The sequence below is a fragment of the Pseudarthrobacter lactosi genome, from assembly GCF_055412785.1.
On sequence record NZ_JBVAYS010000003.1, the window covers coordinates 67834 to 88006 of the forward strand.

At 66.0% G+C, this 20173-nt stretch carries 20 protein-coding genes, 1 tRNA gene and 1 riboswitch; of the genes, 11 read left to right on the forward strand and 10 right to left on the reverse strand.

What is annotated here, in order from left to right:
• Positions 1-78: 78 nt before the first annotated feature.
• The 5 genes from ACZY0Q_RS13780 (at position 79) to ACZY0Q_RS13800 (ending at position 5382) form a co-directional block, all read left to right on the forward strand.
• Positions 79-152 (forward strand) — tRNA-Arg (locus tag ACZY0Q_RS13780).
• 132 nt (positions 153-284) lie between these two features.
• Complete coding sequence (locus ACZY0Q_RS13785) at positions 285-1793, forward strand: dihydrolipoyl dehydrogenase family protein (protein WP_463917672.1); 1509 nt, start codon at positions 285-287, stop codon at positions 1791-1793.
• A 120-nt stretch (positions 1794-1913) separates the two neighbouring features.
• Positions 1914-2621, forward strand: a complete 708-nt coding sequence (locus tag ACZY0Q_RS13790) for an ABC transporter ATP-binding protein (RefSeq protein ID WP_463917674.1) — start codon at positions 1914-1916, stop codon at positions 2619-2621.
• Positions 2618-4654: a YhgE/Pip family protein gene (locus tag ACZY0Q_RS13795; RefSeq protein WP_463917675.1), complete on the forward strand. Its 2037-nt coding sequence runs from the start codon at positions 2618-2620 to the stop codon at positions 4652-4654. Before ACZY0Q_RS13790 ends, ACZY0Q_RS13795 begins: the two co-directional genes overlap by 4 nt.
• 113 nt (positions 4655-4767) lie before the next feature.
• Positions 4768-5382: a TetR/AcrR family transcriptional regulator gene (locus tag ACZY0Q_RS13800; protein WP_463918650.1), complete on the forward strand. Its 615-nt coding sequence runs from the start codon at positions 4768-4770 to the stop codon at positions 5380-5382.
• Positions 5383-5955: 573 nt separating this feature from the next.
• On the opposite strand, the gene ACZY0Q_RS13805 is transcribed toward ACZY0Q_RS13800, so the two are convergent.
• Positions 5956-6996, reverse strand: coding sequence for an EamA family transporter (locus ACZY0Q_RS13805; RefSeq protein WP_463917677.1), 1041 nt, complete (start codon positions 6994-6996; stop codon positions 5956-5958).
• 72 nt (positions 6997-7068) lie between these two features.
• Here ACZY0Q_RS13805 and ACZY0Q_RS13810 point away from each other — a divergent pair, with 72 nt between their 5' ends.
• A complete protein-coding gene (locus ACZY0Q_RS13810; RefSeq protein WP_463917679.1) occupies positions 7069-8013 on the forward strand; it encodes a LysR family transcriptional regulator in 945 nt (314 codons plus the stop codon).
• Here ACZY0Q_RS13810 and ACZY0Q_RS13815 read toward each other — a convergent pair.
• Positions 7991-8518 carry a SixA phosphatase family protein gene (locus tag ACZY0Q_RS13815; RefSeq protein WP_463917681.1) on the reverse strand — a complete coding sequence of 176 codons (528 nt, stop codon included), beginning with the start codon at positions 8516-8518 and terminating at the stop codon, positions 7991-7993. The genes ACZY0Q_RS13810 and ACZY0Q_RS13815 overlap by 23 nt on opposite strands.
• Before the next feature lie 161 nt (positions 8519-8679).
• Positions 8680-9546 (reverse strand): winged helix-turn-helix domain-containing protein, encoded by an 867-nt coding sequence (locus ACZY0Q_RS13820; RefSeq protein WP_160677712.1) that lies wholly within the window; start codon positions 9544-9546, stop codon positions 8680-8682.
• A gap of 606 nt (positions 9547-10152) precedes the next feature.
• Between ACZY0Q_RS13820 and ACZY0Q_RS13825 the strand changes: the two genes are divergently transcribed.
• From ACZY0Q_RS13825 to ACZY0Q_RS13840, 4 genes are all read left to right on the forward strand, one after another.
• Entirely contained in the window at positions 10153-10893 is a 741-nt protein-coding gene (locus ACZY0Q_RS13825) for a response regulator transcription factor (RefSeq protein ID WP_463917684.1), read from the forward strand.
• A gap of 7 nt (positions 10894-10900) precedes the next feature.
• A complete protein-coding gene (locus ACZY0Q_RS13830; RefSeq protein ID WP_463917686.1) occupies positions 10901-12451 on the forward strand; it encodes a sensor histidine kinase in 1551 nt (516 codons plus the stop codon).
• Between the two features lie 100 nt (positions 12452-12551).
• Positions 12552-12704: riboswitch (cyclic di-AMP (ydaO/yuaA leader) on the forward strand.
• A 5-nt stretch (positions 12705-12709) separates the two neighbouring features.
• Positions 12710-13450, forward strand: coding sequence for an aggregation-promoting factor C-terminal-like domain-containing protein (locus ACZY0Q_RS13835; protein ID WP_463917688.1), 741 nt, complete (start codon positions 12710-12712; stop codon positions 13448-13450).
• Between the two features lie 175 nt (positions 13451-13625).
• Complete coding sequence (locus ACZY0Q_RS13840) at positions 13626-14069, forward strand: DUF1905 domain-containing protein (RefSeq protein WP_463917690.1); 444 nt, start codon at positions 13626-13628, stop codon at positions 14067-14069.
• Here the strand turns inward: ACZY0Q_RS13840 and ACZY0Q_RS13845 are convergent.
• The 4 genes from ACZY0Q_RS13845 to ACZY0Q_RS13860 form a co-directional block, all read right to left on the reverse strand.
• Complete coding sequence (locus ACZY0Q_RS13845) at positions 14050-14748, reverse strand: HAD-IA family hydrolase (protein ID WP_463917692.1); 699 nt, start codon at positions 14746-14748, stop codon at positions 14050-14052. The two genes, ACZY0Q_RS13840 and ACZY0Q_RS13845, sit on opposite strands and share 20 nt — an antisense overlap.
• 45 nt (positions 14749-14793) lie before the next feature.
• Complete coding sequence (locus ACZY0Q_RS13850) at positions 14794-15168, reverse strand: VOC family protein (RefSeq protein ID WP_463917694.1); 375 nt, start codon at positions 15166-15168, stop codon at positions 14794-14796.
• A gap of 63 nt (positions 15169-15231) precedes the next feature.
• Positions 15232-15867 carry a uracil phosphoribosyltransferase gene (gene upp, locus ACZY0Q_RS13855; protein ID WP_463917696.1) on the reverse strand — a complete coding sequence of 212 codons (636 nt, stop codon included), beginning with the start codon at positions 15865-15867 and terminating at the stop codon, positions 15232-15234.
• 42 nt (positions 15868-15909) lie between these two features.
• A complete protein-coding gene (locus ACZY0Q_RS13860; protein WP_463918651.1) occupies positions 15910-16602 on the reverse strand; it encodes a phosphatase PAP2 family protein in 693 nt (230 codons plus the stop codon).
• 136 nt (positions 16603-16738) lie between these two features.
• On the opposite strand from ACZY0Q_RS13860, the gene tadA reads away from it, so the two are divergent.
• Complete coding sequence (tadA, locus tag ACZY0Q_RS13865; RefSeq protein WP_463917698.1) at positions 16739-17242, forward strand: tRNA adenosine(34) deaminase TadA; 504 nt, start codon at positions 16739-16741, stop codon at positions 17240-17242.
• Here tadA and ACZY0Q_RS13870 read toward each other — a convergent pair.
• The 3 genes from ACZY0Q_RS13870 to ACZY0Q_RS13880 form a co-directional block, all read right to left on the reverse strand.
• On the reverse strand, positions 17239-18426 hold the full coding sequence (locus ACZY0Q_RS13870; RefSeq protein ID WP_463918652.1) for a DNA glycosylase AlkZ-like family protein: 1188 nt from the start codon (positions 18424-18426) through the stop codon (positions 17239-17241). The two genes, tadA and ACZY0Q_RS13870, sit on opposite strands and share 4 nt — an antisense overlap.
• Before the next feature lie 90 nt (positions 18427-18516).
• Positions 18517-19770: a glycosyltransferase gene (locus ACZY0Q_RS13875; protein WP_463917700.1), complete on the reverse strand. Its 1254-nt coding sequence runs from the start codon at positions 19768-19770 to the stop codon at positions 18517-18519.
• Between the two features lie 4 nt (positions 19771-19774).
• Entirely contained in the window at positions 19775-20170 is a 396-nt protein-coding gene (locus ACZY0Q_RS13880; protein WP_463917702.1) for a 6-pyruvoyl trahydropterin synthase family protein, read from the reverse strand.
• Between the last annotated feature and the right edge of the window lie 3 nt (positions 20171-20173).

Below are 20173 nucleotides of genomic sequence, written 5' to 3' on the forward strand. Positions count from 1 at the left end.
TCGATTTGGAACTCCGGGCCTCCCTCGCGTAAAGTAATTCGAGGTTCGGGGAGCAAGAAACTCCACGAAACACAATATGCGCCCATAGCTCAGCTGGATAGAGCGTCTGTCTACGGAACAGAAGGCCGGGGGTTCGAATCCCTCTGGGCGCACAGAGCAAGGCCCGTATCGGTTCGCCGATACGGGCCTTTTGTCTTTAACACGATGGCCGACGCGGCACCCGTCCCCAGCCGCAGGAGCAACGGGCACAACCCCGCCTCGCGAGGCGGGCGTAGGCTGGACGAATGACGCCTGAGACGCTGCAACGGGAATTCGATGTCATTGTGATCGGCGCCGGTGCCGTGGGGGAAAACGTGGCCGACCGGGTGGTCCAGGGTGGCCTGACGGCCGTTCTCATTGAGGCCGAACTGGTAGGCGGCGAATGCTCCTATTGGGCCTGCATACCGTCCAAAGCCCTGCTCCGCCCCGGCACGGCCCTGCACGGCGCCCAGGTAGTACCCGGCGCAGCTGAAGCCGTCACCAGGACACTGGATGCAGCGGCAGTCCTCAAGCGCAGGGACTATTTCACCGGAAACTGGCAGGATGACGGCCAGGTGAAGTGGCTGGAAGGCGCCGGTATCGAGTTGATCCGCGGCCACGGGTGGATCACCGCGCCGCGCACGGTTGAAGTAGCCGGGCTGGACGGCAACACTTACGAGCTCAAGGCCCGTCACGCGGTGGTTCTCGCCACCGGCTCTACGCCAACCATGCCTCCTATCGAGGGACTGGCGGACCTGCAGGTCTGGGGCACCCGCGAAGCCACCTCGGCCAAGGAGGTGCCGGAGCGCCTGGCTGTGATCGGCGGGGGCGTAGCGGGCACCGAGTTGGCACAGGCATTTGCTCGACTGGGCTCGGACGTGACGCTGGTGGCCAGGAGCGGGCTGTTGGGCGCGTTTCCCGCAGAGGCCACGAAACTTGTGACCGCAGGGCTGCGCGCGGACGGCGTTGCGGTCCGCCTCCACACGTCCACCGAACGTGTCCGGGAAAACGACGACGGTACGTTCACCCTGACACTTCAGGACGAGACGGCAGACGGCCGAACCACTGTCACTGCCGACAAGGTCCTCGTTTCAACGGGCCGGCATCCCGCCCTTGAAGGACTTGGGCTGGAGAGCCTGGGCTTCGAGGCCCGGGACGGGCAGCTGAAACTCACCACCGACTCCACTGGCCTAGTCCAGGGCGTCCAGAGCCTCCCGGAAGCTCCGGGCCTCCCAGACGGGAAGGCGGATGGCGCGGAGCCCTGGCTCTACGCTGTTGGCGACGCCGCTGGCAGGAATTTTTTCACGCATCAGGGCAAGTACGAGGCCCGCGCTACCGGCGACGCCATCGCGGCCCGCGCCAAGGGTGAGCTCCGCGGTGCGCCCGCAGCCTGGAGCCGGTACGCCCAGACCGCCAACGAGCATGCCGTCCCCAACGTAGTGTTCACGGATCCCGAACTGGCAGCGGTGGGGCGCACGGTGGAACAGGCGAGGCGGGACGGCTACAACGTGTCGTCCGTGGAACTGCCCATCGAGGTTTCGGGTTCGTCGCTGCATTCGGAACACTACGAAGGCTGGGCGCAATTGGTGGTGGACGAGGATCGACGGGTCCTACTCGGCGCCACGTTTGCCGGGCCGGACGTGGGTGAGCTGCTGCACGCCGCCACCATCGCCGTGGTGGGCGAGGTCCCGCTGGAGCGGCTGTGGCATGCGGTGCCGTCGTTTCCCACCGTCAGCGAGGTGTGGCTGCGGCTCCTGGAGAAGTACGGCTTGTAGTCGGGGCTGCAAGCGACCGTTCGCGCCGGCCTGCTCCCCTGCGCCACTCCGCCTTCTATTTGAACTGACCAGTCAGTTCAGTTAGGCTGGGGGCGGACATACACCGTCGAAAGGCCATCTTTGCTCTCCGTACAGCAGCTCCATGTGAAAGGCCGGCGCGACGATTTGCTCCCGCCCACCTCTCTGCGGGTCGGCCGGGGTGAGCTCCTCCTCGTCACCGCCGAACGTCAGGACCAGCGGACAGCCCTCGCCCTGACCATCAGCGGGCGCATGAAACCCACTGGCGGCAAGATCGCTTGGGACGCCAACGAACGCACCAAATCCCTCCGCCTTGCGAGTGCCCTGGTGGATTCCCCCAATGTGAACGAGCCCGAGCAGCACCTCAGCGTCCGGGACCTGGTCACCGAGGACCTCGCCCTGATCCCCCGCCGCTACCGTGGCGCGCTGCTCAGCAAGCCCTGGCTCAAAGTCAACAGCTTCGAGGACATCGCGGACCTGTGGACGGAGCAGCTGGCCCCGGACCGGCGCATTGAACTGCTGACAGCCCTGGCGCTCGCCAACCCTCATACCGACCTCCTGGTGGTGGACTCCCCCAACAGGCACGGTGCGCACGCTGCGGACTGGCTCCCGCGGCTTGAGGAGCTGGCGTACGACGCCGGCCGGCCGCTCGCCGTCGTCGTCACCGTTACTGCCCTCCCGGCAGGGTGGACGGGGCCGGCCGCGGTGATTGGCAACGCCATCCCCGACGCCGACGAAGCACCCGATGCGCCGGCTCTCACCGACGAAGAAACCGAATCCCTCTTACTCGAAACCGAGGATGCGAAGTGACCGTGCTGCGGCTGGCCCGTTCCGAACTCAAGCGGATGACCGGCGGGTTGCTGCCGAAGCTGACCATCCTGGCCCTGATCATGGTGCCGCTGCTGTACGGGGCCGTGTACCTGTACGCCAACTGGAATCCCTACGGGAACCTGAACCAGATCGAGGCCGCCCTGGTGGTTGAAGACACCGGCGCCAAGTCCAGCGACGGCACCCAGCTCCAGGCGGGCAAGAAGGTGGCCGACGGCCTCGTGGAGGGCAACGTCTTCAACTGGCAGGCGGTCCCCACAGCGGCCGAGGCCGATGCAGGGGTCAGCAGCGGCAAGTACGCGTTTGCACTGAAAATCCCGGCCGAGTTCTCCACGAACCTGGTCTCCCCCGGCAGCTTCGATTCAGCCAGCCAGGCGATGCTGAACGTCACCACCAACGATGCCAACAACTACCTGCTGAGCACCATCGTGGACAAACTGACCACCGCGGTGCACACAACTGTGGCCAAGGAAGTGGGCGAAGAGACGGCGAACCAGCTGCTCACCGGCTTCGGCACCATCCACGCCCAGATGCTCAAGGCCGCAGACGGCGCCGGGCAGCTGGCGGACGGCGTGGCAACAGTCCGCGACGGGACGGTCACCCTCCATAAGGGCACCAGTGAGCTCAGCGCAGGAGCCGGCGAGCTCTACAACGGGCAGCTGAAATTGCGTGACGGGGCCAACCAGCTGACCGACGGCGCCGGGCAGCTCAGCAGCGGGCTCTCCGTCCTGAAGGACAAGACCGCCATGCTGCCCACCGACACCCAGACCCTGGCCAACGGCGCGGCACAGGTGGCCGTAGGGAATGCGCAGCTCAACACCAAAGTCCAGGACGTCGTCACGCAGCTTGATGCAGCTGACCAAGGACTCCGGACGCGCGTGATCGAATCGAATGCCCGCCTGGTCGCGTCCGAAGTGATCACCCAGGTGCAGGCGGACAAAATCCTGGCCGACTTCGACACTGTGGCGGCCTCCAGCCCTGTTGCCGCAGCTAAGACCCGGATCCAGACCGACGCCACCCAAATCCAGCAGCTCGCGGACGGATCCGAGGCCGTGAGCGTCGGCGCAGCTCAGCTGGCAACGGCCACCCCTGCCCTGAAGGACGCCATTATTCAGGCGTCCGCTGGCGCAGACCAGCTCCACACCGGGGCGGCCACGCTGGCCACCGGCGAGCAGTCGGCGCTGGACGGCACCGGGCGCCTCGTCGAAGGAGCGCAGACGCTCGACGCCGGCGCGGGGCAGCTTGAGGCGGGGACCGCCACCGCAGCTGACGGCTCGCGGACGTTGGCCGACGAAATTGCCAAGGGAGCGGGGCAGGTGCCCAATCCGGACGATTCGCAGAAGAGCAGCCTCTCAGAGGTGATTGCCGATCCTGTTGCGGTCAGCAACGTCTCTCAGGCAAAGGCGGACTCCTACGGCGCCGGGCTGGCACCGTTCTTCCTGACGCTCGCCTTGTGGATCGGCATCTTTATGCTGATCCAGGCGATGCGGCCCATCACCCAGCGGGCCCTGGCGTCGAACGCCCCGGCCTGGAAAATCGCCGTCGGCGGCTGGCTTCCGTTCCTGGCCGTTTCGGTGGTGCAGGCGAGCCTGCTGACCCTCGTGGTGAACCTGGCGCTGGGCCTCAACCCCGCGCATCCGGTGCTCATGTGGCTGTTTATGCTGGCCGCGGCCATGGCCTTCAGCGCCATCATCCAAGGAATCGTGGCGCTGCTGGGGTCGCCCGGCAAGCTGGTGGTACTGATCCTGCTCGTGCTCCAACTGGTGTCCTCAGGCGGCACGTTCCCCTGGCAGACCACCCCGCAGCCACTTCACGTGGTCCACGAAATCCTGCCCATGGGCTACGTGGTCACGGGCATGCGGCACCTGATCTACGGCGCGGACCTGTCCGGGATCGTGCCCACTGTCCTGGGGCTGCTCGGCTACACGCTGCTGGGCGCGGCGATGTCCACCCTTGCCGTCCGGAAGCACAAGTACTGGACGCTCAAAACGCTCAAACCGGAGATCGCGGTATGAGCAAGCCCGTGCCCGGAGCCGGCGCGCCTGATCCTGCCGTGCCTGATTCTGGGGTGCCTGATCCGGGAGTGCACCATCCTGCTGGGCACGATCCCGGCGGGCAGGATCCGGCCATGCACGGGCCGGCGGAAAAGAAACTTCGCCCGGCCCGGACCAAAGCGACCCGGCAGAAGCTCTTCGATGCGTCCATGGAACTCATCGGCCAGCGGGGCGCAGCTGGGGTGACGGTGGACGAGATCGCCGCGGCAGCGGGCGTCTCCAAGGGCACTGTCTACTATAACTTCGGCAGCAAATCGGATCTGATCGCACAGCTGCTGCGGCACGGCGTGGACATCCTGAAGGCACGCCTGCTCAGCGAGGCCGGGCAACCAGGGGCCGATCCGCTGCTGGCCATGGAGGCCATGATCGGCCAGGCCATGGATTTTATGGCCGATTACCCGTCCTTCGCCCGCTTATGGGTGAGCGAGAATTGGCGGACTCCCAGCGAATGGCGGGACACGTTCGCGGTGCTCCGGTCTGAACTCCTGGCGGTGATCGGTGCTGCCATAGAGAACGTGGCTGCCGCGTATGAAGTGGACGAAACAATCTCACGGGGCAGCCTGGAGACAGCGATCTTTGGCGCCTGCTTTGTGGTGGGGCTGGACCGGCAGACCTACAATCCCGAACGCACCCGTGACCAAAGCGTTGCAGCAATCATGGCCATCATGCGCGGCTATGTTGTGAAGTAGCGCGATGATTGAACACATGCGCCACATGGGTAACAGCGGAAAGTTTGCCGTGATCGCGGCTGTCGCCGCCTTGGGCATGCTGGTGCTCACCGCCATCACCCTGGAAGAGGCCGTGATGGTCACGTTCCTGGGCCTGGTTGCGCTGGCCTACGTGGCGGCTGTAGCGGAGGTGCTGAAACGCGGGCGCCGCTTTGTGCTGGTTGCCACCGCTGCGGGATCGAGCTTAACCATTGCCTTTTCCCTGGCCTTTGTCAGCACCTGGGAACTGGCCTTTGCCGAGCAGTCGTCGTTCTTCGGCACACCGCTCCCCACAGGGGATCCGGACAACTATTTCTACTGGGGTGCGGCCTCAGCGGTTGCCACACTAGCGGTCCCCTTCCTTGGCGCTGCCTGGCCCGCGGGAAGGCGCCCGGGAACTGCGAAACGGAAGCCCTCGCCCGCCAAGCGGCGGCCCGCGTCCGGCGCAGGCCGGCCCGCTGCGAGGTACCCAGCATCTCGGACCGCGGCCACCAGGGGCGCCGCAACCAGGGGCGCCGCAACCAGGGGCGCGGCGCCCCTGGGTACCGCAACAGCTCAGCGCGAGTCAGGGCTCCGCGCGCCCGCACGGATGCCTGCCTCGGCAGCCAAGCGGCCGTCGTCGTCCGCTTCCCCGGTCCGCAAGCCGGCACCCAAACCGGGCACCAAGACGGCTGCCAAACCCGCGTCCCGCCGCTGACCCAGGCGCTGATCCTGCCGCGGACCGCGCCGGCCCCGGCCAGTCAGTACAGCTGTCGCCACCCCGCCCAGGAGGAGCAGCCCGCCAGCCAGTTCGGCCGGCGTCGGGACCTCCCCCAATGCCAGCCAGGCGGCGCTCATGCCCACCACGGGAACCAGCAGGGTGAAGGGCACCACAGCCGACGACGGGTAGCTGGCCAGGAGCCGGTTCCAGATTCCGTACCCCACCAGCGATGCGAAAATCGCCGTGTACAGCACGCTCAGGATCGTGGCTGGCTGGAGGTCTGCCAGCGTGCCGAAAACCGCCTCCGGGCCGTCCACCAGCAGCGACAGTCCGGCGAGGGGAAGGGGTACTACTGCGCCGGACCAGACCACCAATCCCAGCCCGGAGGCGGCCTTGGCCTGACGCGCAATGACATTGCCGGCAGCCCAGGACAGCGCGGCTCCCAGAACGATGATGAGCGGCAGCAGCGGGGCCACGGCACTGCGGCCGACGGCCACCACGGCCAGGCCCGCAACGCCAAGAACGACGCCGGCCAGTTGGCTCCGGCTTGGCCGCTCGCGCAGTACACCGGCAGCCAGGAGCACGGTAAGGAGCACCTGCGCCTGTAGGACCAGGGAAGCGAGGCCTGCCGGCATGCCCAGCGCCATGGCCAGGTAGAGGAGGCCGAACTGGCCCGCGCTCATAAAGACGCCGACGCCGATGATCGCCTTCCAGCTGACGTCCGGCTTCCTGATAAAGAAGATCCCGGGGAAGACCACCAGGAGGAACCGCATGGCCACAAAAAGGAGCGGGGGAACCTCGCGGCCATTTGCATGCAGGCCGAAGTCGATGGCCACGAAGTTCAAGCCCCAGAGTACGGCGACCAGGGTGGCGAGGAGGGAGTGTCGGAGGTTCACGGTCCCACTCTTACAGAAGGCCAGATGAAGCACCAGCGTTGAATTCTGCGTCGAATCATGTACGTTTGCTTCATGATTGAGATAGGTTCGCTGCGGGCGCTGGCGGCAATCGAACAACACGGTTCGGTCATAGCGGCATCGGACGTGATGGGCTTCAGCCCGTCCGCCGTCTCCCAACAGATCAAGAAGCTTGAAAAGCAGACCGGGTTCCCCGTCCTGGAGCGCCGCGGCCGCGGGGTGCTGCTGACTGAGCGGGGGCTCACCCTGGCAGCCTACGGCCGGCGCATCCTGTCGGAGCTCGAGGAACTGGAGTCCACCTTGTTGGCGGATCCGGCCAAGCCCACCGGGCACCTCAAGGTTGTTTCCTTTTCCACCGCGTGCCGTGGCCTTGTGGGGCCAGTGCTGGGACGGCTGGCTTCTTCGGAAGCGGACCTGGACATCAGTGTGCTGGCCGAGGACCCTCGGGAAGCCGTGGCGCGAGTGGCCAACGGGGAGGCGGACCTGGGTGTGGTCCACAACTGGAACTCCGTCCCGCTGGTCATACCGGAGCACATGACGCTCGACTGGCTGTGCGAGGACGTTGCGGACGTCCTGGTGCACCGCGACCATCCGCTGGCCGGGCGCAGCCAGGTGGAACCGGCCGACCTCGTGGACGAACGCTGGATCAGCACCCCGCACGGCGCCATCTGCAACGAGGCGCTGCTTCGGATCTTCGCCGATCTGGGCCGGGTGCCGGACATCAGGGTCTACGATCCTGACTTCGCTACCCACATCGCTCTGGTGGAGCAGGGAGTCGTTGTGGCGCTGGTCCCCCGCCTCGGCCGGCCCCCACTGCCTGAAGACGTTGTGTGCCTGCCCGTGATCAACCCCACGCAGGTCAGGCAGGTGGGCATCGTGTACCGCCGGACCATGGCGGCCAGCCCCGGTATCCAGCACGTCGCCGGGCTGCTGCGCGAGGTCGCCGGGACGCGCGAGGTCAGTGGGCTCGCGGGAGTCAGTGGGCTCGCGGGACCTTGAACTTGGTCAGCCTGGCATCCTGACCGTCCAGCTCGGCCCAGGATTTTTCCGTTTCCAGCACCGTGAGAGCGCTGGTGGGGTAGCGCATGGCGGCGTCCATATAGGCGTCGTGGTTTGAGTCGCGTGAGGCAAGGTGCATGGCGAGGTCCTGGACGCCAGGCATGTGCGAGATGAGCATCAGGGTGGTGACGGTGTCAGGCACGTGGTTGACCACGGCAAGCATCCGCAGCGCAGAGGCGGCGTAGAGGCCGTCCTCAAGCTTCGGCGTCGGGGCCTTATCCCCCAGCTCTGAGCAGACCCAGGTGCAGGTCTGGCGGGTGCGTAGCGCACTGGAACACAGGATGAAATCCGGGAGGATGCCGTGCTTGACCAGCCAGTTGCCGGCCAGGGGCGCCTCGCGGTGTCCCCGTTCCTCCAGCGGCCGCTCATGATCCGCCACGCCGCCGGGCCAGTCGGCCTTGGCGTGCCGCATGATCACCAGGCGTTTGATGTGGTGGTCGCTCATGCCTCCAAGCCTAGCGCCCATACCCTTCAGCCGCGGAGGCCAACACTCGCCGATCCCGGACGCACAAAAGCGGCATTTCGCGTAGTGCCGCATCGCCGACTGAGGAACGAAGGAGGTGTCTAAGGCACGGCGAAATGCCGCTTTGGTGCGTAGCTGAAGGACTAGATCGAGTATTCCGGAGCGGCCCAGACAATAACTTCAGGGTGCTCGTAGAAGCGGTAGCCCTGGCCGCGGACGGTGCGAACGGTGTTGGCGAGGCGGCCCAGCTTCGAGCGGAGGCGGCGGATGTGGACGTCGATGGTGCGCTCGTTGGGGACTTCCTCGGCGTTGCGCCACAGGCCCTCGAGCAGCTCATCGCGGCCCACGGTGCGGGTGCCGTTTTCAACGAGGTAGTTCAGGAGTTCGAATTCCTTGAAGGTCAGGTTCAGGGATTCGCCGTCAAGGTGGACTTCGCGGCGGGCAAGATCGATCAGGACACCTGACGGGCGCGGATCCTGGGGCTGCTGCAGCCGGGCGGTTTCGGTGCGCTTCTGTGCGTTCACGGTGGGGTCACCGAAGGTGGAACGGACGACGTCGAGCGCGGAACCGGGGGTGCCGGCCGGGGCCACGGCCACCGCAGCGTAGCTTTCGGCACCGGTCACGAGTGACTGTGCGTAAGCGCGGATTTCCTGGGCAAGTTTGGCAATGGAGGTTCCGGCGGCCGCTGCGGTTTCCTCGTCGATGCCCATGTAGAGGACAAATCCGCGGGCTACGGTGTCGTTGGCGACGGGCCGCACGGCGTTTGGCCCCGCGATAACCGGGGTGGGCGCGGTCAGCGGCGCGGCTTCGGCAGGCTGGACAGCACGGAGCTGGCCGTAGGAGTTGGGATTGTAGCCCTGGGGTGCGTAGCCGGGGGCGGGAAAGCTGGCGCCGGGGGCTGCCGGGGCGAATGCCGGTCGGGCGCCGAAGCCTTGGCGGAGGCCGGAAGCCTGGCCCGCCTTGCCTGCGTTACGGACGGAGATGTGGACGTATCCGGATGCAACTGACATGAATGCTTACCTCAATGTGAATGGCCGTCATCGCGGCTCGAATGCTGAATTCCCCGCAATGGGATCTGGGGAGGGCGCCCTACGCTGGGCTGGGGGCGAATGCCTAGGAACTTCGTGGGGTCTGAAGGTCAGGCGTGCATTCGACAACAGCGCATGTCGGCAGCAGCGGATGTGCTGGGCCAATATTCTGCGGCTGCAGGTGCTGTTGAGTTCTTGTTCACAATTCAAAGTGTGCAACGTAACAATGAGAACTTGCAAGTAACAATGGGTGAGTTGTTCCGCATAGTGAGACAAAATGCGGTTTTGTGTGATAGATCACCATTCTGAAATGACGGCAAATCGTGAGTTGTTGTCCGCCAAGAGTGCTCAAATGGCCCTTATCAACGAATAATCTTCGCCCATTCATGGCGCTAGGCCCATTTGATTCACCGTGCCATGACTTGCCGAAATTGCTCGCGGCCTTTGGCCACCTGTCCAACGGAAACGACGGCGGCCCGGCGTGCGCTCGGCGCTCCGGGCGCCCACCCAGCTCGCTAGGCTGGCATTCACAGCGTGCGCACAGGAACCCCATAGCGCGGGTTAACCGAATGATCGGAGAGTTGTCCCATGGCCACTTCGCATTCCATGACCGACAACCTTCCGCAGCTGACCCACCCGGACGGCTCCCCCATCCGTGCCCTGGTAGTGGACGACGAACCCAGCCTTTCCGAACTCATGAGCATGGGGCTGCGCATGGCAGGTTGGTCTGTTGCCGTTGCTTCGGATGGCCCGGAGGCCGTCAAGGTTGCCAAGGAGTTCCGCCCGGACGTCCTGGTGCTGGACGTGATGCTGCCAGGGTTCGACGGCGTTGAGCTGCTGGGCAGGATCCGCGCCTTCGCGCCGGAGGTACCTGCGCTGTTCCTGACTGCCAAGGACGCCGTTCAGGACAGGATCCTGGGCCTCGCGGCGGGCGGGGATGATTACGTGACCAAGCCGTTCAGCATGGAGGAGGTCCTGCTGCGCCTGCACCGCCTGGTCCAGCGCTCCGGCGTTGCCGCGATGGACACAGCGGAACTGGTGGTGGGCGATCTTGTCCTCAACATCGACACCCGCGAAGTGACCCGCGCGGGCGACGACCTTCAGCTCACCGCCACCCAGTTCGAACTGCTCAGGTACCTCATGGAGAACCCCAAACGCGTGATCAGCAAAGCCCAGATCCTGGACCGCGTCTGGAACTACGACTTCGGCGGCCAGGCCAACATTGTGGAGCTCTACATCTCCTACCTGCGCAAGAAGATCGACGGTGTGCACCCGCCCATGATCCACACGGTCCGCGGCGCTGGCTACGTCATCAAGCCGGCAGAGTAGCTGCTCCATGTCCTCACCGCGAGCAACCCCAGCACCAGCCCGGAGCTGGCTGAAACCGGATACCTGGCACCTGCGCACACGGCTGATCCTGTTAGCCATGGCCTTGCTGGTGGCCATCTGCGGCGCCGTGGGGGTGGCCAGCTTCGCCTCAATGGATGCCTTCCTCACCCGACAGCTCGATGACCGGCTGAGTCAGGCTGCCCAGCTCTCCGACAGCCCCGGCCGGCCACCATTCGGCGGATTCAACGGCCGGGACCCATTGGATTCCCGGGGGCAAAGTGTGGGCACTGTCAATGCCAGCATCAGGGATGGGAAGGTCAACACAGGCGGCTTCCTCGCTTCGGACACCACGCGCACTCCCCTGTCGGCTGCCGACAAACCCATCCTTTTGGATCTGGCCACGGACGGCCAGCCGGTCAACCGGACCCTGTCCACCGGCGATTACCGGCTGGTGGCCGTCAAAACCTCTTACGGGGATGTCCTTGTCACGGGACTTCCGCTTGCCGCCAAGGAAAGTACGCTGGCGTCGCTGGTATGGACCTTTGTGTTCGTTTCCCTCGGCGGCCTGGCGCTGATCGGGCTGGCAGGAACCGTGCTCATCCGGCGCACCATGAAACCGCTGGAACAACTCTCGGAGGTGGCCACGAGGGTCTCGCGACTCCCGCTGGACGCCGGCGAGGTGGCACTCGCGGTGCGCGTCCCGCCGTCGAACTCCAATCCCGGAACCGAAGTGGGCAGCGTAGGGCACGCCCTCAACCTGATGCTGGACAATGTGGCCAGTGCCCTCGAGGCTCGGCAGCGGAGCGAGACCAAGGTGCGGCAGTTCGTTGCCGACGCTTCCCATGAGCTGCGGACCCCGCTGACCGCCATCCGCGGGTATACGGAGCTGATGCGGATGACCGAGGACTTCACGCCGGACGGCCGGAAGTCCCTGGCCCGCGTCCAGAGCCAGTCCGAACGCATGACCACACTGGTGGAGGATCTGCTGCTACTGGCCCGGCTCGATGAGGGACAGCCCCTTAAGCTCAGCGAAGTTGATCTCACCCAACTCGTGATCGAAACCGTCAGTGACGAGAAAGTCATAGCCCCGGAACACCACTGGCGCCTTGAACTGCCCGACGAACCGCTTGCCGTCACCGGTGATGCCTCCCAATTGCGTCAGGTGCTGGTCAACCTGCTCTCCAACGCGCGTAAACATACGCCGCCCGGGACCACCGTGGTCACCGCTGTTACGAAGTCTGCGGATGGCGGCGCTGCAGTGACCGTAGCGGACGACGGCGGCGGCATCCCTGCGGAATTCGTGGACCATGTTTTCTCCCGGTTTGCCCGCGCAGACGCGGCCCGCAAGGGAACGGCACCGGCCGTGGGCGCCGGGGCGTCTGAGGGCACCAGCGGCCTGGGTCTGTCCATTGTCCAGTCCATCCTGGAGGCCCACGGCGGGAGCGTGGCAGTGACCTCGCGGGCCGGGCGGACAGAGTTTGCCTTACTCTTCCCCGCCGGAGCCGTGGCGCAGACCACCGAAGCCGGAGTGCAGCAAGGCGACACACCGGCTTCGTGATTCCTGTTACCAAAATGTGACTTAAGCGCCCAGCTCCTGTACCGTCGAACAGGTGCGGATCCCGATTGGGCCGCATATCCGGATGACGCCAAGCTCTGCCACTTCCCGGATTCCGTCTTCAGAGGCAGAGGCGGGGGACCCACCGTCCCGGGCACCAAGTGCCCTTTGGGGTTAAGCCAACACGTGATTGTGCCGTGTGGCCGGATGCCCTCATCCGAACCCGACAGCTAACTCCGCAGGTGTGAGAGGCGATCCATCATGTCTGAATTCAAGGTAGAAACACGTCCGCAGGGCGATACAAAGTCCGCCAGCCACCGCAAGCAGACCCGCATCGGTGCAGCTATGTCCCCACTGTCCAAGGCGGCCCGGATTCCCTCCATGGGCCAGCGCGCCGCGGTGTTCGCGACGGCGTGCGCCCTGCTGGTCGGAGTCACTGCCGCAGCACACGCTTCCGAGTCCGCGTCGCTTGCTGCCAACGCCAACCAGGCCGCCGAAGAAGCCAGCGCCCAGTCGAAGCTGAGCGTCCAAGCCGCCGAGATTCAGGCCCCGGCCACCCCAGAGGCTGCGCCGGCCGAGATCAAAGTCGCGCCCCAGGCTGCCGAACCGGCACCTGCGCAGGTCCCCGCCCCGGAGGCTGCACCGGCACCGGCACCGGCTCCCGAGCCTGTACCCGCACCCGTTGTGGCCGTCAACGACCCTGCGGGAGCCCAGGCCTACGCCGCCGGGCAGCTGGCGACCTACGGCTGGTCCGCTGACCAGATGCAGTGCCTGCAGACGCTGTGGACCAAGGAATCCGAATGGACCACCACGGCCACCAATGCCAGCAGCGGCGCATACGGCATCGTCCAGTCATTGCCCGCTGAGAAGATGGCAAGCGCCGGCGGGGACTACCTCACCAACTACCGCACGCAGATCAACTGGGGCCTGAACTACATCCAGGAGCGCTACCAGTCACCGTGTGGCGCGCTGAACTTCCACCTGTCGCACAACTGGTACTAGGCCGACTCCGCCTTACCAGGCTCCCCTGCGCCCGGGTCCCGGCGCTCGGGCTACCAGCGCCAAGGCTGCCAATGCTCGGGCTGCCAGTGTGGCGGTCAGTGGCTGTGGCGCTCAGTGGCTACCGGTGTGGCGGTCAGGGGTTCCGTGCCTGGCGGCTCCGCGCCATACTTGGGCCATGAAATTCACCACCACCATCCTGGGCAGCGGCAACAAGGCGGGCATCGAGGTTCCCGAGGAAGTTATCTCGGCTCTCGGCGCGGGCAAGCGTCCGCCGGTGGTGGTGACCATCAACGGCAAGAGCTACCGGAGCAGCATCGCGGTCATGGGGGGACAGAACCTGATCGGGGTGAGCACCGCCAACCGGGAATTCACCGGAGTCGCCGCCGGCGACACCATCGAGGTGGACGTGGAACTGGACACACAGCCGCGCATCATCGAGGTCCCCGAGGATCTGGCCGCAGCCCTGGCCGCCGAACCCGAAGCGCAGGTGTTTTACGCCACGCTGAACTACAGCACGCAGCGCCGGTACGTGGAGCCAATCGGAGATGCCAAGACGGACGAAACCCGGGCCAGGCGGATCACGAAGATGGTCGCCGACCTCAAAGCCGGAAAGAAATGACCGGCAGTCCCCCGGCGTTCCGTTCCACGGAGACAGTCACTGCACGGTAGTCCGGGATGTGGAGCACGCCTGCCGGCAATTCACCCGTATTGGGACCCACTGCCACCGTCCGGATCCCCGCGGCAACCCCTGCCGCAATTCCGGCGGGTGCATCCTCGAATACCAAGGCGTCCTCCGGCTGCACGCCCAGCAGCCCGGCTGCCATCAGATACCCTTCCGGGTCCGGTTTGCCCCGTGTGACCAGTTCCGCCGTCACGGCTGTGGCCGGCACGGCCAGTCCCGCCGCGTCCATGCGGATGTCCGCGAGGGTCCTGTCCGCTGAGGTCACCAGCGCCACTGCCTCGGCCGGGAGGCTGCGAAGCATCTCGGCAGCCCCCGGCAACGCGACAATACCGGCAGTCCGCACCCGTTCCATGGCGCCGAGTTCGGCAGTGAGCGCCACAACGTCGGCTCCGGCCGGCGCGAAGCGTCGGACGGTATCCGCAGCCTGGATGCCGTGCGAAGTGCGCAGGATTTCGCCGATGTCCAGACCGTACCGGGCAGCGAATTCTCCCCACACCTCTTCGACCACTGCCGTGGAGTCCACCAGCGTGCCGTCCATATCGAAAAGGACGGCACGGCAGGTCAGCGATCGTGTGGCTGCAGGCATGCGTGTGGCGGCTTGTGTCGGGATGTTCATGCTGCCTATTTTGCCTTAGGCGCCGCAGGCCTGTGAGTCACAGGCTTAGGCGTCGCGCCCCGGGATGTACTGCACCGCCCATTTGTTGCCGTCGGGATCAGCGAAATAAACGAAGTGCCCCCAGTCCTGCACGTCAATGTCGCTGACATCTACGCCGTTGCCCTTGAGGTGGTCGTGGGCGGCCTGGATGTCGCTGACCACCATCTGCAGGCTTGGCGCCGTACCCGGAGGGGCGTCATTGAGGCCTTCGCCGATACAGATGGAGCAGGCGGAACCCGGCGGGGTCAGCTGGACGAAGCGGATGCCATCCATGGGCCGCTCGTCGAAATCCGGGTTGAATCCAACTTTGTTGACGTAGAAATCCTTGGCGCGGTCCACGTCGGATACGGGCACAAAAACGAGTTCAAGTTTCCAGTCCATGCGCCACAGGCTAACGGCGGCGGCGGGGAAAGCGGAAGACCTAAATTCTGGAGCAGCCCAGAACTAGCCGGCGATGCCGTACAGGCGGTCGCCGGCGTCGCCGAGACCCGGAACGATGTAGGACTTCTCGTCAAGCCGTTCGTCAATGGACGCCAGAACGATTGTCACGTTGGCCTCGGCAAGTTCCTCTTCGAGCTTGGCCAGGCCTTCCGGCGCGGCCAGGAGGCAAATGCACGTGACGTCGGAGGCGCCGCGCTTGAACAGAAACTTGATGGCCTCGCGCAGGGTTCCGCCGGTGGCAAGCATGGGATCCAGCACAAAGATCTGCCGGTCCGTCAGGTCTTCCGGGAGCCGCTCCGCGTAGGTGATGATGTCCAGGGTTTCCTCGTCGCGGGCCATGCCCAGGAAGCCCACCTCAGCGGTGGGGACCAGCTTGGTCATACCCTCGAGCATGCCGAGCCCGGCGCGCAGGATGGGAACCACCAGCGGCGTGGGCTTGGTGAAGTAAGTGCCGATGGTGGTGCTGACGGGCGTCTCGATGGTCTTCGGTTCGGTGCGGACGTCACGCGTGGCTTCGTAGGCCAGGAGGGTCACCAGCTCTTCCGTCAGCTGCCGGAAGACGGGCGACGGGGTGTTCTTGTCCCGCAGGACGGTGAGCTTATGGGCGACCAGCGGGTGGTCCACAACAAGAGTGCGCATGGGTCAAAACTATCACCCAGGGGGGCAGCCTCCGGCCGGGAATCAGCTCGGCTGTTCGTCCCGGATGGCGGGGTGCTCGAACGTTGGTGCCGGACCGGCGTGCTCGCGTTTCCGCAGGACATGGAAGAGCCGATGCGCCAGGATCACGATCCCCACCCACGCCAGCCCGAGGAACCAGCCGGCCATAACGTCCGTCAGCCAGTGGTGGCCCAGGAAAACGCGGCTCAGGCCCATGGCAATGATGAAGACCACCCCCGCAGCAATGGCGGTGATGCGCGCCCAGGCAATCTCGAACTGCAGGCACATGATGTACACCAGCACACCAATCACGACTGTGGTGTTCAGCGTGTGGCCGCTGGGGAACGACGGCGACGTCTCGTACGGCGGTACAGCTTCGGCGTGGTCAGGGCGGGTGCGGCCCACCAGCCGCTTCCCCACCGTGGTGGCCAGCGTGGACACGGCCGCGGCGCCGCCCACCAGGATGATGGGCCGCCAGGTCCGGCTCAGGAACGTAAGCCAGGCCGTCAGGATGCTTGCCAGGATGGGCATGCCGATACCGCCGCCGATGTTGGTGAAAGCGGTCACCCCGGCATCCAGTGCGGGGTTCCGCAGGCCCTGGGACAGCTCCAGCGCGGGCAGGTCCAGGGCGGTAAGGCCCTCTTCATCCACCACGTTGTCATAGACCTCGGCACCCAGGAGCGCCATGGCGACCACCAAGGCACCACCCACCAGCATGGTGATCCACAGAGCGGCATACGGCTTAAACCATTGGCCTACACGGCCCCTGAATGTATCGACGTCCACGAACTCGAACTCCTCCTGGCGTCAGCGGGTGTCAAGGATGGATATCCCTCGAAACTATCATTGAGCCATGTCCCCCGGCGAAAAGAAACACAGCGAATGGATGGGTCTTGCCCTGGATGAGGCCCGGCGCGCGCTGGCCACCGAGGACGTGCCCATCGGCGCTGTCGTGATAGGGCCCGACGGCGCCGTGCTGGGTTCCGGACGGAACCAGCGGGAAGAGCTCGGAGACCCCACTGCGCACGCCGAGGTGGTGGCCATCCGCCAGGCGGCGGACCGGTTGCGTTCCTTGTCCAGGCTCGACGGCGGCACCGGGGACGGCTGGCGGCTGGCGGACTGCACACTGGTGGTGACTTTGGAGCCGTGCGCCATGTGCGCCGGCGCGGTGGTGCTGGCCAGGATTCCCCGGGTGGTCTTCGGCGCCTGGGATGAGAAAGCCGGAGCGGCGGGTTCCGTGTTTGATGTCCTCCGCGAGCGCCGCCTCAACCACTGGGTTGAGGTGTACGGCGGCGTCAGGGAAGAGGAGTGCGGAGCGCTCCTCAGGGACTTTTTCGCAGCGCACCGCAGAGCTTAAGTCGTACCGGCGGCATCCAGGGCGTCGATTCTGTCCTGGCGCGAGGCCGGTGAGTCCAAGCTGAAGGAGCGGAAGTCGCCCAGTTCGTCCCGGATCCAGGCCTCCACCTCGGCGATACGCCGGGACACTGCGGGCGTGGCCCCGTTAAAGAGCCAATGGGCAATCCTCGAATTCGCGGGATCGTATTGCCACAGCCCGATGATCCGGCCGCGGTCAAAGATGGGGTGGTCCGGCAAGTCAGCCTGCAAAGCCAACGTGGACCCCAGGACCTGCTTTCCCTTGTCCTGCTCGGCAAACAGATCCCCCGAGTTCCTGCGGAGCAGGACCAGCGAATCCGTTCCGGCCAGCAGCTGAATCTGTTCCTCCCCCGGCGCCTCGAACGACGCAAGCCGCCCGACGTCGTCGGGCATCATCCACAGCACCTCACCGTTGGCGGTGGGAACCGCCACCGCCCCCGTGGCGGCCAGCGCCGCCTTGGTGTGGGCCAGGGTGAACCCGGTGAACCATTGCGACTGCTTGAGCGTGGCACCGCCAGTCCAGCCAAGATAGCGCTGCAGCAGGAGGCCGCGGGCGTCGTCGTCGTCCATGGCGGTGCGCGGCAGCCCCCACAGCGTGTAGGCGTAGCGCTGCTGATCCAGCCGGCCGTTGGCGGGGACGCGCCGGATCCGGCCGTCCGCCTGGAGGAGGCCCAACGCCGTGGGCAATGTGGTGGCAGCGCCCTTCTTTTTGCCTTCCTCGCCGAGGTTCCGGACCGAATCGCCCAGGAGGTCTTTGAGCTGCTTGGGGTCCAGCGGGCTGCCGGCTTCGGCCAGGGCGTGGAGGATCTCTTCCTCCAGCAGAGTGATCTCGCCGCGCTCGACGCCCATTCTTGCCAGCACACGGAACGGCGCCACGGCGGCGTCCCGACCGATCTGGAGGCCCCACGCAAAGTCATCCCGGCCCAACACATAGGTGCAGCCGCGGGCAGTGGGCAGCTCATGGATTTTCAGCGACAGGACGTCGGCATCTGCCTGTGCGCGGCTGGTGCCCGCGCGGGCAAAGAGCGTGAGGTACGGGTTGGCTCCGCCGACGGAACGTGCCCAGCCGGCCCTGCTGAACACGTCGGCGGCATCCGCGCCCAGCAGTGTGCCGTCGAGACCCTGCTTATGCCAGGCCCATGCCCTGAGGAGCTCTGGAGTGAGCATCTGCGGATCCGGGGCATCTGGACCCGGGGTGTCCGTGTTCAGTGCTTGTGGGATCAACACGGTGGCGGAGCTCGGGAGCGAGGTCATGGCTTATTGTCCACCGACGGTGCCCGGGGCGATAGGCTTCCCCTCGGCGGCGGTTTCTTCAGGAGACCCACCGAGGATTTCCAGGACGTTCCGGGCGGTGGAGTCCCAGCCGGGCAGCTGTTCCCGTGCCGCCAGGGCAGCCGCACGCCAGCCGGCGCGGAGGTTTCCGTCCAGCAGCCAATGCCGGATGACGGAAGCGAGCACGTCCGCACGGTGGTCTTCGCGTCCGCTGTCTCCAGGTCCGTCGCCTTCAGATGCGTCGTCTCCGGGTCCGGCAAGTCCGACGACGGCTCCTGGTACCGCATATATCTGGCCATCCCGCTCGCCACCACGCCCGCCGTCCTGTTTTCCGGACTGTCTTCCGGGCTGTCCTGGGGCGAGTCGCCCGGCGAGTCTCCCGGCGAGGCCCAACGCGTCCACGGCGCCGGTTCCCTCCCGCACAATGACAGGGATGCCGCGGGCCAGCGATTCCGTCACCACAAGCCCAAAGGCTTCGGCCCGGGACACCAGCAGGCTCAAGTCTGTCCGGTTCCACTCGTCGGCCAGGGCGGTCCCGACCAGTTGGCCGGTCACGCGCACCCTGCCCTCCAATCCAGAGGAGGCGATGGCTGCCCGGACCTGCGCTGCGTAGGCGGGGTCGGCGTCGTCCGTTCCCACCAGGGACGCTGTCCAGGCGAGGTCCTCGAGCCTGGCCAGCGCGGCCACGGTCAGCAGCTGGTCCTTGTTGGGCAGCAACGCGGCCACCGCAATGATGTGGGGCGGCACCGAACCCGGCGCCACCGGTCCGGGGTCCGTCCCGGGCAGGGCAACCCGGCTGGTGGGGAGCCCATGTTTTTCTCCTGCCGAAGCGGCGGCGGACGAACTGGTGCAGATCACTCCGGCGGCCGCCCGCAATGACCGCCCCTCGCCGTCGGCGTGGTTGGGCGACGGCATATGCTGCAAAATCCAGGCGTGTTGTCCAGCGGCCGCGGCGTACTCCAGCTCGTCAGGGGCACCGCATGCAATCAGGCCATCCACAAGGGTGACGGTTTCCGGGGTGGTGTCCGCCCGTGGTGAGTCCGCCCTTGCGTCCCAGGCGCCTAACAGGCCGCCCAGCCGCCGTCGTTCCCTGGCGCTGGCCTCAGGCCAGGAACCCTCTACCGCCAGAGTTTCCACTGGCACGCCCAACGTCCTCAGGCCTTGGGTGAGCCGCGCGTTGTAGACGTTGCCGCCGGAGTTGTGGCGGATGTTGGCCGGGACCAGGAATCTCACCAGCATGGGATCAGGCGGACAGGTCGTAGGCGTAGGTGGCCCAGGCGTCCGGATTTTCGCGCAGGGTGACGTCGATTCCCGCGAGCTCGCGGCCGTCGTCTTCATCCTTGAGCTTGGCCGCGACGGCGTGGGCGACGTATTCGGCCAGAGCCTCGGTGGTGCTGAGCTTGCCTGCGAAGTCCGGATGCTCGTCCAGGTTTTTGTAGTTGAGGCCGGACAGCACCCCCTCAATGATGCCGCCCGCAGCCCCGATGTCCAGGACTATCGAGTCCTGGTTCAGCGCACGACGGCGGAACGTCACCTCCGCCACGAACGTCGCCCCGTGGAGGGCCTGGGCCGGGCCAAAGACCTCCCGCGGGAGGCTGTGGGCGATCATAAAGTGGCGTCGGATGGTCAGGCTGAACACTGG